This is a genomic window from Paenibacillus sepulcri (genome assembly GCF_042647105.1).
GTDB classification, from domain to species: domain Bacteria; phylum Bacillota; class Bacilli; order Paenibacillales; family Paenibacillaceae; genus Paenibacillus_Z; species Paenibacillus_Z sepulcri.
This window is the reverse complement of record NZ_JBHRUP010000001.1, coordinates 1785471-1803746: the sequence shown is the minus strand read 5'-3', so window position 1 is coordinate 1803746 and position 18276 is coordinate 1785471. Positions and strand designations below refer to the sequence as shown.

The 18276-nt window shown below is 50.4% G+C and carries 14 protein-coding genes; all 14 read left to right on the top strand.

What is annotated here, in order from left to right:
* The first annotated feature begins 14 nt into the window (after positions 1–14).
* The 14 genes from ACFOLF_RS07980 (at position 15) to ACFOLF_RS07915 (ending at position 18268) form a co-directional block, all read left to right on the top strand.
* Positions 15–644 (top strand): SGNH/GDSL hydrolase family protein, encoded by a 630-nt coding sequence (locus ACFOLF_RS07980; RefSeq protein WP_210037915.1) that lies wholly within the window; start codon positions 15–17, stop codon positions 642–644.
* A 222-nt stretch (positions 645–866) separates the two neighbouring features.
* Positions 867–1790: an ABC transporter permease gene (locus ACFOLF_RS07975; protein WP_210038082.1), complete on the top strand. Its 924-nt coding sequence runs from the start codon at positions 867–869 to the stop codon at positions 1788–1790.
* Between the two features lie 40 nt (positions 1791–1830).
* A complete protein-coding gene (locus ACFOLF_RS07970; RefSeq protein WP_210037914.1) occupies positions 1831–2709 on the top strand; it encodes a carbohydrate ABC transporter permease in 879 nt (292 codons plus the stop codon).
* 213 nt (positions 2710–2922) lie between these two features.
* Positions 2923–3813, top strand: coding sequence for a hypothetical protein (locus ACFOLF_RS07965; RefSeq protein ID WP_210037913.1), 891 nt, complete (start codon positions 2923–2925; stop codon positions 3811–3813).
* A gap of 68 nt (positions 3814–3881) precedes the next feature.
* A complete protein-coding gene (locus tag ACFOLF_RS07960) occupies positions 3882–5426 on the top strand; it encodes an extracellular solute-binding protein (protein ID WP_210037912.1) in 1545 nt (514 codons plus the stop codon).
* Between the two features lie 60 nt (positions 5427–5486).
* Positions 5487–6683 (top strand): mandelate racemase/muconate lactonizing enzyme family protein, encoded by a 1197-nt coding sequence (locus ACFOLF_RS07955; RefSeq protein ID WP_210037911.1) that lies wholly within the window; start codon positions 5487–5489, stop codon positions 6681–6683.
* A 91-nt stretch (positions 6684–6774) separates the two neighbouring features.
* Positions 6775–7686: a hypothetical protein gene (locus tag ACFOLF_RS07950; RefSeq protein WP_210037910.1), complete on the top strand. Its 912-nt coding sequence runs from the start codon at positions 6775–6777 to the stop codon at positions 7684–7686.
* A 198-nt stretch (positions 7687–7884) separates the two neighbouring features.
* Positions 7885–10194, top strand: coding sequence for a helix-turn-helix domain-containing protein (locus tag ACFOLF_RS07945; protein ID WP_210037909.1), 2310 nt, complete (start codon positions 7885–7887; stop codon positions 10192–10194).
* Between the two features lie 53 nt (positions 10195–10247).
* A complete protein-coding gene (locus ACFOLF_RS07940) occupies positions 10248–11315 on the top strand; it encodes a tartrate dehydrogenase (RefSeq protein WP_210037908.1) in 1068 nt (355 codons plus the stop codon).
* A gap of 310 nt (positions 11316–11625) precedes the next feature.
* Positions 11626–12540, top strand: a complete 915-nt coding sequence (locus tag ACFOLF_RS07935; protein ID WP_379114026.1) for a Gfo/Idh/MocA family oxidoreductase — start codon at positions 11626–11628, stop codon at positions 12538–12540.
* A gap of 39 nt (positions 12541–12579) precedes the next feature.
* Positions 12580–14292, top strand: coding sequence for a hypothetical protein (locus ACFOLF_RS07930; RefSeq protein ID WP_210037907.1), 1713 nt, complete (start codon positions 12580–12582; stop codon positions 14290–14292).
* Between the two features lie 12 nt (positions 14293–14304).
* Complete coding sequence (locus tag ACFOLF_RS07925; protein WP_210037906.1) at positions 14305–15540, top strand: DegT/DnrJ/EryC1/StrS family aminotransferase; 1236 nt, start codon at positions 14305–14307, stop codon at positions 15538–15540.
* Positions 15541–15661: 121 nt separating this feature from the next.
* Positions 15662–17281, top strand: a complete 1620-nt coding sequence (locus ACFOLF_RS07920) for a hypothetical protein (protein ID WP_210037905.1) — start codon at positions 15662–15664, stop codon at positions 17279–17281.
* Between the two features lie 30 nt (positions 17282–17311).
* Positions 17312–18268, top strand: coding sequence for an ABC transporter permease (locus ACFOLF_RS07915; protein WP_210037904.1), 957 nt, complete (start codon positions 17312–17314; stop codon positions 18266–18268).
* The last annotated feature ends 8 nt before the right edge of the window (positions 18269–18276 follow it).

The window sequence follows — 18276 nt, the reverse complement described above, 5'->3', positions numbered from 1 at the left end:
GGAGGTCGGCAGATATGAGAAATGTAATGGTAATCGGGGACAGCATCTCTATCCAATATGGTCCGTTTTTGAGTACGCTGCTTGCGGGCAGATTCTGCTATGACCGAAAGCGCGGCGGCGATCAGGCGATGGTCGATCTGGATAAAGCCATGGGCGCCAATGGCGGAGACAGCTCGATGGTTTTAAGCTATTTGAAGTCAGAATGCAAGAGCGGCGTGCGTTACGATATTTTGCTGCTGAACTGCGGGCTGCACGATATGAAGACGGATCCGCGAACCCGTGCCAAGCAGGTTCCGCTTGACTCGTACGAGGATAACCTGAAGGAAATAGCCAAACTCGCCATGGAAATGGCAAACGGGGTGGTTTGGATTCGGACGACAGACGTCGTGGAGGAGCTTCATAATATACCAGGCAAAACGTTCCACCGGTTTCATGAAGACGTCATGCTTTATAATGCAGCGGCTGACTCCATCTTCGCAGAACTGGGAATACCCCGAATCGACCTGTACAGCTTGACCAGGAAATTCGGAAACTCCGCTTATTGCGATCATGTTCACTTTGTAGATGAGGTGCGGCGGCTGCAAGCGGCATTTATAGCGGGTTTCCTGGAATCGCGATTTGACAATAGCGCAGCCGGCAGTTAACACCTCTAAATGATTATGCGGAGTCGCTCTTATGATTATCAGGCTGGATCAAGCCTGAAATACCGCTTTTTGAAAGCGCATCCATTTTGACTCTCTAGTGATTGTATCCGGTTACGACAGGTGATGGTATGCTCGGCTTAACACGAACCCGTCATACAAACCTTGTATGCAGAAAGGATGATCAAATCATTGAAAGCGCTATCGGCAAATAAACCGAATCCCATGGTTACGCCCACGGCTGGAGACTTTCTCAAGAAACGGTTGATCAAAAACCGCTGGATGTACTATATGCTGGCGCCGGGTATTTTGTATTTTCTTATCTTCAAATATGCGCCTATGTGGGGCGTGCTCATCGCTTTCCAGGATTATTCGCCCTTTACCGGTTTCTTGAAAAGCTCTTGGGTCGGCTTTGAGCATTTCCGCATTTTCTTCAGCGAGCCCGAGTTTTGGATGCTGTTTAGAAATACATTTATTCTGGCGGTCTATAATATTTTGTTCTTTTTTCCGCTTCCCATTATTATTGCGCTTTTGTTGAACGAGGTGCGCAAGGAGGCATACAAGCGGGTTATTCAAAGCTTGATTTATATTCCCCATTTTATTTCCTGGGTCGTCGTCGTTGGGCTTGCCTATATTCTGTTCACCACCGAAGGCGGCATTGTGAATGAGCTTATCTTTCAATATGGCGGGGAAAAGATTAATTTTCTGCTTAATCCGGATTGGTTCCGGGTGATGATCGTCAGCGAGTCGATCTGGAAGGAGACCGGATGGGGCACGATTCTATTCCTGGCTGCGCTGTCGGGTGTCGATCCCCAGCTGTATGAAGCGGCCCGGATGGATGGAGCCGGCCGGTGGAAGCAAATGGTTCATGTCACGCTTCCCGCGATTCAAAGCACGATTGTGGTGCTGCTCATTCTTCGCATGGGATCTTTTCTGGATACCGGATTTGAGCAGATATTCCTGATGCTTAATCCAATGAATCGGGAGGTCGGAGAGGTATTCGAGACGTATGTGTATGAACGCGGCATCCAGCAAGGGGATTTCAGCTATTCAACGGCGGTCAATTTGTTCAAATCGGCCATCGGCATTATTTTGGTGGTCGGCTCTAATTACTTCGCCAAGAAGATGGGCGAGGAAGGCATCTATTAGAAGTACAACGTCTATCGCTGGCAGATAAGGAGTGAGTAACATGCGTAAGGGATCGCTTGGCAGCAGATTGTTCGATATCGGCAACAACACCTTTCTGGGTCTGTTCGGTCTGGCCACGGTGCTTCCGTTTATTTATGTCGTCGCAGGCTCGTTCACCTCACCTCAGGAATTTATCACCAGGAAGATTGTATTGTTCCCGCATGAGTTTTCCCTGGAGGGATACATCTATATTTTCTCCACAAGCGTGCTCCTCACAAGCCTTGGGGTAACGATCTTTATTACGGTCACCGGAACCGCGATCAATTTGCTGTTTACCTGCCTGATGGCCTACCCGCTGGCCCGCAAGGACCTGGACGGACGGCGGATCATCATGCTGGGGGTCATATTCTCGATGCTGTTCAGCGGAGGAATGATTCCGACGTTTCTGGTCGTCAAGTCATTGGGGATGATCAATTCCTATTGGTCGCTGCTCCTGCCCGGAGCGATCAGCGCATTTAACCTGATCGTGCTGAAGAACTTTTTCCAGCAGATGCCGGAGGGGCTGGAGGAAGCGGCCAAAATCGACGGCTGCAATGATCTGCGTATCTTGTGGCAAATTGTACTGCCGCTCTCGCTCCCGGCAATAGCCACCTTCTCGCTATTTTACGCGGTTAACCATTGGAACTCCTTTTTCCATGCGGTGCTGTACATCAACGACAGCTACAAGTGGCCGATTCAGGTGTGGCTGCGGCAAATCGTTATTCTATCGTCGGGCGGACTGGGCGATTCAGCGACCTTCGATTCCAATTATATCGTTCCACCGAGTCAGATTATCAAGATGTCCGTGATCGTCATATCCACGCTGCCGATCCTGTGCGTCTATCCGTTCCTGCAGAAGCATTTTGCCAAAGGAGCCTTGATCGGTTCTGTTAAAGGATAAGAAATCATGTCTTCCACAGAAGGAGGTTCTATGAATAACCCCCATCAAATGGAACGTTCACCACCGAAGCCAAGATGCGGAAACGGCCGACAACGAAACGAGAACCAGGCCGATCGGGCACCAAAACAGGATAATTTGAGAGGAAAACAGAGATAACGGAAACGGATCGATAAAGCAGTGACCAATAGCCAATTTTGAAACGGAGGATGAGACATGTCAGAGAGCGTAACTCAAACAGCCTTAATCGAGGATTGTCTTGCCATAATGCTGGTATCGGATCAAATCTGCGAAGCTTTTAAAGAGGTGGCCCAAGACCATGCGAATTTTGCCCAGTTCGGCAGCGTAACAGACATCTCCGCGGGCTTTCCGGTCCAACTATTGGAGAAATACCGTGACAACTGGGACTCCCATAAGAAGCCCGAAGAGGAAATTGGCTTCAGGTCTGCCCCGCTTGTACCCAAAACCAAACCGGAATCCATTCTGGCGTTTGTTCTTGGCTGGTTATGCCACAGGGCTGCCGAGCATCACCTGAAGCCGGAAACGGCAGAATCCGGAATGTACCGTGACGCTTTTCTTTTCCACCGCTTGTACGTGAATAACAGCAAAACGCCGGAACCCTACAGAACAGAGGCATACGATAAAAGGGCCAAAGGCCTGCCTGCCTCAGCTTCCATCAGCAGCGGGGATGTACAGGAATTGTTCCAGGTTATACAGCAGCGCCTTCTCATCGAGATGCATACCTTCGTTCCGGACGTTGAAGATATTGAGGGCTGGCTCGACAGACTACATGCCAAATATCAGGAGCGGGCCGCATATATGGACAACTATGCGGAAGCTGTAATGAACCCGGACCCGGCGAAGGTGCAGCAGCTTGTGACGGATATGAACTTCTATGACGACGAGGATGCGATTATTCAATTGGCTCAAGCTATCCGGCAGGGGAGGAAGCCGTCACAGGAAACGATCGAAGCGGCGTTCGCAGCCGAGCCGGGGAGCAGCTATGCGAAGGCCTTGAAGGAGGGCTTCGGCAACTTACGCAATGCCAGCGTGTTCTTCTCAGGCGGGATTGAATCGAATAAATTGAACAAGCTTTTGGCTGTCTAGCGAAAAAGGCCATGCAGCGTGGATACGGGCTTGCGGTTTAATCCAAAAAACCATGGGGGGTTCATTACATGTCCATTCAATGGAAATCAAAGTACTTGCTCAGTCTTGCCGGAAGTATCTTAGTCACTGCGGCGTTAGCCGGCTGCAGCAGCCCAGGTCCCTCGGCATCCGATAGGCCGCAGGGGAACACGCCTGCGAGTGAGGAGAAGCCGTTTGTTATTACCATGATGAATTTGTCTGTATTATCCGAGCCGCCCAAAGAAAACGACCCGATCATTACCGCCGTAGAAAAGCTGACCAACACCGATTTGCAAATTCAATGGGTTCCCAACGGCACTTATGACGAAAAGGTAAATGCCACTATAGCTTCAGGTCAACTGCCGATGGTCCTGCTCGTTGGTTCCCCGACCCCATCCCATATTAAATCCGCGATGAAATCCGATCAGTTTTGGGAAATCGGGGCTTATCTCAAGGATTATCCTGATCTGGAGAAAGCGCTGAACCCGGAGGTTTTGAAAAGCACCATGGTCGGAGGTAAAGCCTATACGATCAACCGCGCCCGCTCGCTGGTCGGCGATGGCATGATTTACCGTACGGATTGGCTGAACAAGCTTGGCTTGAAGCCTCCGGCCACGCTGGATGAAATGTATGAAGTGATCAAGGCGTTTGCAACCCAGGATCCGGACGGCAACGGAAAGGCGGATACCATCGGTCTTGCCGAAGAAAAAGGCCTTCGCGGCTTCAAGTTCATATTGGCGGCTATGGGCGGCGGAAACGTATGGGAAGTCAAAGACAACAAAATCGTGCCTGCCCATGAAAGCCAGGCTTATATTGACGCCATGGACTGGTATAAACGGTTGTATCAGGAAAAGCTGATCAATCAGGATTTCGCGATCACGGAGCGGGTGCAGAATATCGATAACGGCAATAAAGGGCTCTTCGGCTTTCGATTAGGCGACAACGACTTTGTTGCCCGCCATACCGAGCTGTTCAAGCTTAATCCCAGTGCCGAGATGGACACCTCAAGCATCCTTGAAGGCGTAAACGGGAAGAAGCTGCTGATGGATGCAGGCGTGTCGGGATCCTTTGTCATCCCGAAGCAAACCGTCAAGACGGAAGCGGATTTGCGGCGGATTCTGCAATACTTCGATAAGCTTTCCACCAAAGAGGGTCAAAATATTTTCGAATGGGGCATTGAAGGCGTCCACTATTCCGTAGCAGACGGGAAAGCGACCCGTACGCCGGAGCAGGCCACCAAGTATGCGGCAGAGGTGATACAGATGCAGCAGGCTATGCAGGTTGCCGACGGGTCGCTTGCCATGGAGGGCACATTGGATAAGTACACGGCAAAATTTAAAGCGGCCAAAAAAGAAGCGGCAGCCATTCCGGATATATTCGTAGTCAATCCGGCCGCGGCTTACAGCTCGGCCACGTATGATCAAAAACGCACACAGCTTGATAAAATTATTAATGACGCGCGGATTAAATATATCATGGGTGAAATAGACGGCAAGGGCTGGCAGCAAGCGCTTGACAGCTGGATGCAATCCGGCGGTGATAAAGTGCTTGAGGAACTGAACAAGGAATATCAGGCCGACCCGAACAAGCAATAGCTCATAGGCACGGCCGCGAAATTTAAGGAGGGGTAGAGCCTGAATAAGCTATATAGCGATTTGTCGTATTTGCACCTGGACGGTTCCCTGACCAAAGCCAGAAGTCATGTAAGCACGGAAGAGCTGGAGGAGGCGGCAAATTCTGCGGTCTTGAAGGTGGATGATCTGCGCTCACCGGTCATTATCGAATCGATGGAGCTGCTTTTCAACAACGGATTATATTTCCTGAGGTCCCGCTCAAGGGACGGCTCCGAGGGGGTGGCTGTGGCCAGCGAGCGAGCGGTATATTTGCATCCCCTTCTCAAGCAGCTGATTCTGCCGTATTTTATCGGTAAGGATGCCCGGGATTTGGAGCAGCTGCTGGAAGGGGTCTATGTGCACCAAAGCAACTATAAGCTTTCGGGTCTTGCTTTGTGGTGCTGCATCTCATGGGTGGAAGCCAGTCTGCTGGATATGCTCGGCAGGATAAGCGGCAAGCCCATTGGCGCTCTTCTGGGAGAGGTCGTACGGAATGAGATTCCGATTTACGTTGCCAGCGGGAACCGGGGAACTACGCCGGAAGAGGAAATTGAGGTGCTCCAGGGGAGAATGGAGGAAACAGGAGCCAAGGCCGTGAAATTCAAGGTGGGCGGCCGGATGAGCAAAAATGCGGATTCGATCAAAGGACGCTCGGAAAGCCTCATCTATATGACCCGGAAGGTTTTTGGCGACCGTATCGCCATCCACGCGGACGGCAACGGCTCTTATGACCCTGCTGCAGCCATCAAATACGGAAAAATGCTGGAGGAAATCGATGCGTTTTTCTATGAAGAGCCGTGTCCCTTCGAGCATCTGGAAGATACGAAGGAGGTTGCAGATACTCTGGATATCCCCATGGCATTCGGTGAACAGGAAACCAGCATCAGGCGCTTCAGATGGATCATCGACAACGATGCCGCTCAGGTTGTTCAGCCGGACCTGCAGTATAATGGAGGTTTCATAAGAAACACCCGGATAGCCAGAATGGCCGCTCTAAAAGGGATTCCGGTCACACCGCATATCTCCGGCGGCTTCGGTTATGTATATGTGCTTCATTATGCTTCGTATATACCGAATATCGGGAAGTTCCAGGAGGATAAATCGGGCATTAAACAGACCGGTTTCTTATTCCCGGACATGGAGGTCAGGGACGGCATCATCAAAGCGCCGACAGGTCCTGGCTTGGGCATGGACGATTCTACGGTTAATGCTTTACTGCGCAGAGCGTATTTATTTTGAAAATGATTTTCTAAGGATTGTTCCTTGTTACGATTGTTACTGTCCAAGATGGAAGGCCCGCTATACAATAAGAATAGACGGAGGATGAGACATGTCTGAGAATGTCACCCACACAGCGGTAGTAGAAGACTGCTTTAATCTGATGTTTGCATCGGACACGATCTGTGAGGCCTTTAAAGAATCGGGCCGCAGCCACATCCAGTTCTCGCAATTCGGCAGCGTAACGCGCTCCGGAGATAAATTTACCATTCCGCTGCTGGAGAAATACCGGACGAACTGGGAGGAACGCAAGGATGAGGAGCAGTTAGGCTATAAGCTGGCCTTTGTTCTTGGCTGGCTGTGCCACCGCGCGGCTGACCGTCAGATGAAGGTTGTATTTCGTGAGGCGGAACCGGAATCGAGGGAGTTCCCGACGGACTGCAGTATTTATCATGACGCCTTTATTTTCCACAAATTATACGAAAACAACAGCCGCACGCCGTTTCCGTACAGAACGGCAAACTTCGAGACCGGCATGGGAAGCCTGCAGGCGGCACAGGCGATCAACGTGAATGATGCGGCAGATACGTTCCGCTTTATTTGGCAGCGTACGCTTATCGAACTGCAGACGTTTACGCCCGATACGGACAATGTGGAGGTCTTTTTCGAAAAGCTGCATGCCAGGCACCAGGAGCAGACGATCCAACTGGACCGCTATGCGGAAGCGGTGGTGACACCGGTCCAGGGCAAAGTGCAGCGGTTTGTGAAGGACACCAACTTCTATAACGAAGAGGATGCGATCATCCGGCTGTCCCAGGCGCTTCGTCAGGGAGCGAAGCCTTCCCCAGAAGAAATTGAAAAGGCCTTCGTGGAAGAACCGACAAGCCATTATGCCCAGGCAGTGAAAATGGGCTTCGGGTATTTGCGGAGTGCCAGCGCCTTTTTCATGGGAATCATTGACCAGGAAACATTGAAGGATCAATTGGATGTAGGCAAGAAGGGCAGAGACGGACAGTCGGTTTGACCTATTATCCCGCAGCAGTGATAACCAACCTCATGCAAATGAACCGGCTCTTGCAAGTAACGTTAAGGCATGCAGCGGTGGGAAGGAAGCATCGTTTATTAATCAAGAGAACGATCCTGTCATTACAACTGCACAGAACAATCATCCATATTGCTTACAGGTTGGTTTTACTGCTGTATAAATAGGTGGTGGCTGCTCATGTTTAAATTCAACAGATATCTGACTAAGATGATTGTGTTCACAATTGGAGTCAGTACGCTCCCAATCATTTTGCTTGGCCTGTTTTTTTACACGAGGACCTCTGGAACGATTCAGGAAAAGGTTAATGAAGGGAACATTCTTATTCTGGAGCAGACACGACTGCGTGTGGAGCAGGTGCTGGTTACGCTCGATCTTCAGATTGCGCGCCTCTCGGACAGCACCTTGGTTATGGAAGTGCTGGATAATGGCATTATTCCATCCCAATTTATTCTGGTTCGAAACATATTAACCTCCATGTCGCAGGTCCAGACCTTTGATGTCGGCGTACAGGATATCCACTTGATCAACTTAAAGAAGAACTGGATATTAAACAGCGGCGGACTTAATAAGCTGTCGGATTCGGAGTCTTCACAAATATCGGGCTATCTGAACATTAACAATGACAAGTTTTGGATTGCCGGTCAGGAGCGTTTGCTCCATAACGATAGCAGCGCAGCTGAACCAAGCCTCACCATTAATCTGGTTAAAAAAATTCCCGCTTTTTCCGAGAATCCGGATGGCATGTTTATTGTCGAAATCCCCAGCAAGCAGCTGCGCAGCTACTTGTCTAACAACAATACGCTGGGAGAAGTTATTATTCTCGATGAGTCCTACCATGTCCTTGCCACCCAGAACGAAACGATGCAGATGGAAGGGGAGAGCCTTAATACGCTGATAGCCAGGCTGCGCAAATCGGAAGAGCCATCCGGTTTATACGAAGCCCAATATGGCGATAAACAGGTTGGCGTTGCGTTCCAGCGCTCCTCTTTCAATGGATGGGTGTACATATCCGTCATTCCCATTGAGCAGATCCGCTTTGAGTCAAGAAGAACGGGATGGATCATACTGGCCACCTGTATTATAATGCTGTTTATAGCGGTTATTCTTTCTCTTACCGGCTCACAGCGTATGTACGCTCCGATTCAACGGCTGTACCAATCCCTAATTGCCAACCAGGACAAGGAACGTAAGCGGATTGATGAATTTCATACGATCAATGAGGGCTTCACGCGCATGCGAAATGTTCAAGTGCAGATGGCCGATCAAATCAAGAACCACATCCGGCAGCTGGAGGAGTATTATGTGCTCAAGCTGGTAAGGGGGGATATGAAATCTTCAGAAATCAATGAGAAGCTGGGGCATCTGAATATCGGCTTGAACAAATGGAAACGGATGGCTGTGCTCACGATCCAAATCGATACCTTGAAGGGCACGCGGTACAGTGAAAGGGACAGCGAGCTGCTGCTTTTTGCTATAAGCAATATGGTAGGCGATCTTATACCGCAGCATAACCGGCTGGTACCGATTGTCGTGCAGTCCTCTCAGGTAACGCTCCTTTTTGATGATCCGAAATCGACAGAGGAATTCAGAACCTATATGTATTCAATTGCCAAAAAGGTTCAGGACGAGGTTGAGAATTATTTGTCGCTGCGGATCAGTATCGGAATCAGCAGGTCTTACGGCGGACTCAAGGATGCCAACAGAGCTTATAAGGAAGCGATGGATGCACAGAAGTACAGGGTGCTGTTTGGACAGCGGACCATTCTTCACATTGATGACGTGCAGCCGGTCCAGAATGTGACTACGGAATATCCGAAGGAGCTGGAACGGCAAATATTTGATGCCGTCAAGATGGCGGACCGCGAAAAAACCCGCCTGCTGCTGGATCCCTTCTTCGAGGAAATTTCCGGTCAATATCAAAATTATAACGACTATCAAATTGCGGTTACGCGGTTTTTTGTCAATCTGATCAGGCTTCTGCAGGACAGCGGCATTTCCCATTTCGAGCTGCTCGGAGGCGATCCGCCGCTGATGGAACAGTTGTATGCGCTTGCATCGGTTGAAGATGTGCGGAACTGGTTTAAATTCCAGATTATCGAGCCTATGGTATGCGTGTATGAACAGCAGCGGAAAACGAAATATCAAACCATCTCCCAAGAGGTGGTGCAGATGATTCATGATCATTATGATACCGACATCAGCCTTGAATCGTGCTCCAACCTGCTTAATTATCATCCCAGCTATATCGGCAAGGTGCTCAGGCAGGAGATGGGAATCAGCTTCAGCGACTATCTGATGCAATACCGGTTAAATAGAGCAAAGGAAATGCTGGAGGATACGGATATGAAAATATCCGAAATCGCGGGAAAGCTGCGATACAACAATTCGCAGAACTTTATTCGATCTTTCCGGAGGCTGGTGGGGATGACGCCCGGAACCTATCGTGATGAATACATCGATAAGCTGTGTAATGGCCAGAAGCTTTGAGGAGAACGTTTCGCACTCAAACGGAACGATACGATTGCGTGGAGGAATCGAGGATGAACAGTTATGAGATTGCCGTCATTCCGGGGGATGGAATCGGCAAGGAGGTTGTACCCGCTGCTTTGAAAGTGCTGGAGGCAGCTGCGCAGATTGATGGCGGGCTGGCTTTTAAATGGACGAAATTTCCTTGGAGCTGCGAATACTATTTGGAGCATGGTCGGATGATGCCGTCAGACGGCATATCGACCTTACGCAGCTTCGATCAGATTTTTCTCGGAGCCGTCGGCATGCCCGACTTGGTACAGGACCATATTTCGCTCTGGGGCTTGCTCATCCATATCCGCCGGGAGATGAAGCAGGCCGTTAACGTTCGTCCGGCCAAGCTGCTGCGCGGGCTGCGTTCCCCGCTCAGGGAACCCAAGGACTTCGATCTGGTTGTAGTCCGGGAGAATTCCGAGGGTGAATATTCGGAAATCGGAGGACGTATTCATCGCGGTCCGGATGAAATGGCGATTCAAAACGCTGTTTTTACACGCAAGGCTACGGAGCGTGTGATGAATCATGCATTCGAATTGGCCAAGGACCGTAAGGGCCATGTGACGAGCGCTACCAAATCGAATGGAATCACCTACAGCATGCCGTTTTGGGACGATGTGTTCAAGGGAGTTTGTACAGCCTATCCTGATATTTCGACTTCAGCGATTCATATCGATGCATTAGCTGCCTTTTTCGTGATGAAGCCTCAAATTTTTGATGTTATCGTTGCATCCAATTTATTCGGGGATATATTAACGGACCTGGGCGGAGCCATTATGGGGAGTATTGGAATTGCTCCCGCCGCGAATTTGAATCTGGAGCGGGAATACCCTTCGATGTTCGAGCCTGTCCACGGATCAGCACCGGACATTGCCGGCAAAGGGCTGGCCAATCCGATAGGACAAATTTGGACCGCTAAAATGATGCTGGATTTTCTTGGATACAAGGAAATCGGGGAGCTTGTGCTGGCTGCCATTGAAGATACGCTGGAGGCGGGTGTGAAGACCCGGGATCTTGGCGGCAATGCGACAACCAGCGAGGTTACACAATCCATTCTGGATCACCTGTTAAATAAGCAGGGATCATAGAATAGCAGTTGGGGTTGATAGAAACCCGAATTCGTAAAAAGGCGTAATCATCTAACCGTCAACCGAAAGGTTGAAGTTAGACGGTTACGCTTTTTTTTTACTTAACGCGAGCTGAAGTCCACTACATAAAAGAGAGGTATTTGTCATCGCCAATTGTAAATGAGGCCATTATTCTTGGGAGCTGATTTTGGTGTTTTCTCAGGATGGAATTGCCGAAAAAAGAATTGACAGGAAGATGAAATGCCAGTAATGTAAATTTATAATACAGGTATATAACAAGTATCTATAAAAAGGGTCAGGAGGAGGAAGCTTGAGCGATTCAACATTGAAGATCGGCATGATCGGATTGGATACTTCGCATGTAACAGCCTTTACCGAGATGCTTCACAATATCGATCATCCTTACCATGTTCCTGGAGGCAGGATTGTCACCGCTTTTCCCGGAGGTTCACCTGACTTTGAATTAAGCCGTTCCAGAGTTCAAGGATTTACAGAAGACCTATCCGGAACATACGGCGTTGAAATGAAGGACACCATCGAAGAGGTGGCCGCCGTAAGTGACGCCATTCTGCTTGAGTCCGTCGACGGCAGGGTTCATCGGGAACAGTTCATGAAGGTCGCGCCTTACGGTAAACCGGTATTTATCGATAAGCCTTTTGCGATTTCCTTGGCGGATGCGGAAACCATCGCTGCAGCAGCGAAACAATATCAGGTTCCGCTTATGAGCTGCTCCGCGCTCCGGTATGCGGAAGGGTTGACGGCTGATTTGGAGAACTCCGGGAAGGAATCCATCATGGGCATGGACTGCTATGGTCCAATGGCGTTGGAGCCGACTCAGCCGGGCCTGTTCTGGTATGGCATCCATACGGCGGAGATGCTGTTTGCGGCCATGGGATCGGGCTGCGTTCAAGTAAGCGCGGTGACGAATGAACATCATGACCTTATCGTTGGCGTTTGGAAGGATGGACGTATAGGAACCATACGCGGCAACCGAAAGGGCAATTCGCAATTCGGAGCCGTTATCCATCGAATGGATAGCTCGAGCTTCATTGATGTGTATGCGCAGAAAAAACCTTATTATGCCAGCTTGCTGGAACATATCATGGCGATGTTCCGTTCCGGAAAATCGCCGATCGTTCTGGAGGAAACGCTTGAAATCATCCGCTTTATCGAAGCGGCCAACATCAGCCGGAGCAGCGGCAGAACCATCAGGCTTTCCGCTTGAAGACAACAATTTAAACATGAAGGGATGCGGAGCAAGCGCATGAGAATGGCTAGAATAGGCGTGCTGTCGGATCAACAGGCTGTCCGGCGCCGCCACCGTTACGGCATTAACGTATTCGAATCGTATATCGGTGAGCTGTTGGCACATGCAGGATTGCCTTTTCAATGGATAAATCGGGTAGGGGATATTCAGCAGTACGATCTGGATGTATTAATCATCGCATTAGCAGAGGAAGATCCGGAGACGGAAGAAGCGATTTGGGCATATTCGGAACAAGGCGGTACTGTTATTTCATACGGGGGCTTGAACCGGCTTGCCGTCAGGCTCGGCTGCTTCGAGCAGCGGGAATTGGCGGTTGGCTATACGGATCCGGACCGGCAAGGAGCGTTCGGTGATGTGCCTCTGCGGTATTTAAGCGCCAAGCCGTGGGAGATTGGCGAAACTTCCGTCGCCTATTGCGCCCAGGCATCCGGAACGCTGCGTATCGATACACCGGATGGACCGGAGGCAGGCGCTGCACTGCTGCAATTCACCATCGGAAGGGGCAGGATAGACCGCTGGTCCGTCAACATTCCGAGGACGGTCGTGATGTTCCAGCAGGGAACAAGCCCGGTGCTTCACGACGGCATTCCGGCCAAAGACGGAACGGGCAGCGTAGATGAAGGGATCTTGAAGGCGGATGACCGCTGCGGAATGGATTGGGAGCTGGACCGTCTCTATACGGAGACGGGCGCCCCTTATTTTGCTTATCCTTACGCAGACATCTGGAGGGAGCATCTGATTGCGCATCTGCTGCAAATTGTGACCGGAAAAGGATTGACGATTCCTGTAATCGGCTACTGGCCGGACGGCGTTCAATGCGTAGCGACCATTTCACATGACAGCGACCTTAATATCGACGAGACTGCTGACACTACACTGGATGTCCTGAAGGAATGCGGGATTCATTCGACCTGGTGCATGATTGAGCCAGGGTATCATTCTGCTGTCTATGAGCGTGTCAAACGCGATGGACATGAACTCGCCTTTCATTATAATGCGCTCGATATCCAGAATGGGAAGTGGAGCGAGGACGAATTCGACCGGCAGTTCGAATGGTTGAAGCAGGCAACAGGCCTGCATGCTGTCACCTCGAACAAAAATCACTATACCAGGTACGAAGGCTGGGGAGAGCTGTTTGAATGGTGCGAAAAGAACGGCATACAGGCGGATCAAACGAGGGGTCCAAGTAAAAAAGGCAACATCGGTTTCCTGTTCGGAACCTGCCATCCCTATTTTCCCATCGCCTGGTTCGATCGGCATAACCGTTTGTATGACGTGCTGGAAATCAGTTTCCTGACTCAGGATCTGGATCATGTCAACTTGGCGGATTCCAGCGTCGTGATCCCTTTCCTGGAGCAAACCGCGAAGGTGGAGGGAGCAGCGCATTTTCTCTTCCACCAGGTCCATATCCATCAGCAGCCTGCAGTGACGGATGCGCTGCGGAAGGTGGTCGCCGAAGCCGTCAAGAGGGGGTTCCAGTTCTGGACGTCGGAGCAAATCAACAATTGGGAGCGTTCACGCCGGGGGATAAGGATCGACGGAATTGGGGAGCAGGGAGAGATCATGGCAAGCGGTACAGAGGGGATCAACGGGATTATCGTCTATCTGCCGATGCCAATTACGGAAGCAGGACCTAATGTGGTAGAACGTTTCGGTGTGCCATGCAGGAAGACGGTGCTCAACCGTTCAGCAAGAAATCTGTCCTTATAGGAGGTTTTCAAAATGGAAGACCAATTGGCTATTTACGGCGGTCCGAAAGTGAAGAGCGGGCCGTTCGGCAGCGGACAGCGATTTGGAATCGAGGAAGCGAAGGAATTAATGGAAGCCTTGCAGCAGAATACGCTATTCTATCACTTCGGCGGCAAAGTGAAGCAGTTTCTCCGCGACTTCAACCATATCTATGGAGTGAACTACAGCGTTGCCGCTTCGTCGGGGACGGGAGCCATTCATATCGCTTTGGGGGCGGCCGGCGTTACCTTAGGGGATGAAGTTATTACAAGTCCGATCACGGACCAGGGAACACTGGTTGGAATTCTGTATCAGAATGCGATTCCCGTATTTGCCGATCTCGAGCCGCATACCTACAATATGGACCCTGCGTCCGTGGAGGCCCGGATTACAGGCAGGACAAAGGCGATTGTCGTTGTCCACCTAGCCGGAAATCCTTGCGATATGGATGCGATCATGGACATCGCCGCACGGCATCAGCTTAAGGTGATCGAAGACTGCGCCCAAAGCTACCTGAGCCGGTATAAGGGAAGGCTTGCGGGTACAATCGGCGACTACGGCTGCTTCAGCACCAATGATTTCAAGCATATCTCAACCGGTGACGGAGGCATGGTTACGGTCAATTCGGGAGAAGAGGAGGATTATCACACGGTTCATGCATTCGCAGACAAGAACTATCGGCGTTTTGGGAGCAGCGTCATGCGGGATCTCCAGACTCTTGCACCCAATTACCGGATGACGGAACTTCAAGGGGCGGTCGGCATCGCCCAGCTGAAGAAGCTCAGCTGGATCTGCGGGCAGCGAACCGATTACGGCAGCCGGATCGGCGCCGGAATCGAAGGGATCCGCGGTATCTCCCCTCATCGCGTTGTAGAGGGCAATACAAGCACATTCTGGTTTTATATGCTGCGGGTGAAGGAAGAAGAGCTGGGCTGCAGCCGAAACGAGTTCAGCGAGGCGCTTGCTGCGGAAGGAATTCCGTGCAGCGCCGGCTATATACCGGATGTCGTCTATATGCAGCCGATGTTTCAACAGCGGAGTGCGTATCCTGGCAGCCTTTTTCCTTTCGATATAACCGGCATCAACTATGAACGGGGATTATGTCCGAATGCGGAGGAGATATTGAGGACGGCCGTTCGCATCAATGTGAATGAATATTACACGGAATCGGATATCAATGACATTATAAAAGCAGTCCATAAAGTGTCCAATCATTACCAAAAGAATTGACAGCGATTACACGCTCAAAATTATAGTTGACGTTTGTTTTTTCATCAGAATATAATACAGGTACGATACATATATCGTATTTTATGTGTTAGTTATATTGACGTGAAGGAGGTCGTGATTCATGAAAGTGCTGAAGATGAATGTACTGCTTGCTATGATGCTGACATTTATCCTGATACTTGGTGCTTGTTCTTCCGACAACAAGAGCGGCGGCGATCCCACGAGTGAAGAAGCCGCTACTAACGGGACAGAGAAAACAGCCGGGGAGGATTCCGGGAAGGAACGCCTCCAGCTGAATTGGTTTGTCACTTCATCGGGAGATGCTGTGCTTCCTGAAGGGGATGCGGATTTTATCGGACAAGCAATCGAAGAAAAATTCAATGTCGATCTCAATATCCAGTACATGCCTTCAGGCGCAGACTTTGACAGCAAGATCAGCCTTCTGCTCGCTTCGGGGGATACCCCGGACCTGTTTACGGCGACGGGAGTAGCTTCCCAGAAATTTATCCTGGACGGTGTCACCGCGGATATGTCGCCGTTTGTAACCCCTGAGAAAATGCCGAACTATTTCAAATGGATCAGCGAGACGGAGCTTGAACGCTATGCAGTCGAAGGGAAATTCGAACGGGCACCGCTTATTTTTCCACGTGAGGTATACCGATCCTATTATATCCGCCAGGATTGGCTGGATAACCTGAAGCTGCAAATACCGGCCAACTATGAAGAAATGATGAAGGTGATGCACGCATTTACATTCGATGATCCGGATCAGAACGGCAAGAACGATACGTATGGTTTGACGACTGTCGGGAACGGCACTTCTCTCTCCTTTGATTTCCCCCAGTGGATCGAGAACGGGCTGATCGGAGCGCTTATGGTTCGGGACAACAAATATGTTGACGTTCAAAGCGATCTGGCTGTTGAGCAGGTGCTGCAGGGTGTGAAGGACATGATGAAGGAAGGTACGGTGGATCCGGACTGGTTCCTGCTCAAAGGTACCGAAAATGTGGATAAGGCTGTCGGCGGCAAAGCAGGCATTATTGTCGGAGGCAGCAAATCATTCGCTTATGACAGCGAGCCGACGAGTATCCAGAACAAAACGTTAGCCTTAAACCCCAAGGCAAATTGGATGCCGTTCCATCCTTTTGCCAAAACCGGCACATGGACGGAGAACCTGCCTGACCAGCCGTTTATGTTCTCCCGCGAAACAGCAGAGAAAGACCCTGCGAAGATCGACCGGATGGTGCAAATTCTGGACTGGATGGCAAGTGAGGAAGGCTTCCTGCTGATCAATTACGGAATAGAGGGCAAACATTATACGCGTTCCGGCAATACGATTACCGTTACGCAGTCTGACCTGGATGCGTACAGCAAGGATGTCATTGAACAGGGTAATTTCCAGGAGGTATACCGTTTCTTCTACTCGCATAACCCGGAATATGAGCCGCTTGGACTTGAAGTCGTCGATGAGAGACTGTCGGACCGCGACCGTGAAATCAGCAAAACGATTCAGTCGTATAAGCTGTATCCTTCAATCGGAACGAATGTTGCTCCGCCAGTTGGCTTCAACCTTGCCGATTTCCGCAAAAAAATGAGGGAATACCAGGTACAAGTGCTGTTCGATGAGCCGGATGCGTCCAACTGGCCGAAATACGAGGAAGAGCTGATGACAAAGTACGGCGGTCAACAAATGATCGATACCTACACCGAACAGATCAAAAAGGCCGGAGTCATCAAGTAAATCACGCAAGCGCAGAGGGGGAATACACGGATGAAGCAAAACGCGGCTCCCGGGCGTTCCCCGGCGGGCAGTGAACCTATTCGCCATCGGATTGCAAGAGCCTTATACCGATACCGCTGGTTTTATCTGATGATGGTTCCAGGCTTGCTCTATTATGCGGTTTATCACTACGTCCCGATGGCAGGCATGATTATTGCGTTCAAGGATTACAGCCTGGGTAAAGGGATCCTGGGCAGCGAGTGGGTGGGCCTGGACAATTTCAGAATCATATTCCATACACCCGATTTCTACGAACTGCTTCGCAATACACTGCTGATCAGCTGCTACAGGATCCTGTTCAATATGCTGCCTGACGTCTTGCTGGCCCTCATGCTGAACGAGGTACGCATCCTCTGGTTTAAGCGGCTCATCCAAACCGTTACTTACGGCCCTTATTTTCTGTCCTGGGTAATCGTATACGGATTGGCTGTTGCTTTCCTGGCCCAGGATTCCGGGATTGTGAATTACTATACCCGCGAGTTGGGCGGTAACGCGGTCAATTACCTGGCAAGCAACGAATATTTCCGGCCAATCATTCTGCTTACCGACATCTGGAAAAATACGGGCTTCGGAGCGATCATCTATCTTGCCGCGCTGGCCACGATTAATCAGGAGCTTTATGAAGCCGCGGTTGTGGACGGCGCAGGAAGATGGCGGCAGATGTGGCATGTCACGCTGCCGGGAATCCGGGACGTATTCGTGCTGCTGCTGATTCTGAGGATCGGCCATATCATGGATGCCGGCTTTGAACAAATTTATATTTTTCTGAATGCGCGCGTATACGAGGTTGGTGACATTATCGATACATGGGTATTCCGCCGTGGGCTCGAGGAGCTTGAGTTCAGCATTGCCATCGCAACGAATCTGTTCAAATCCGTGATCGGCTTCATCCTTATTATCGGAGCCAACAGGATGGCCAAAAAACTTGGCGGATCGGGAATCTGGTAGGAGGTCGA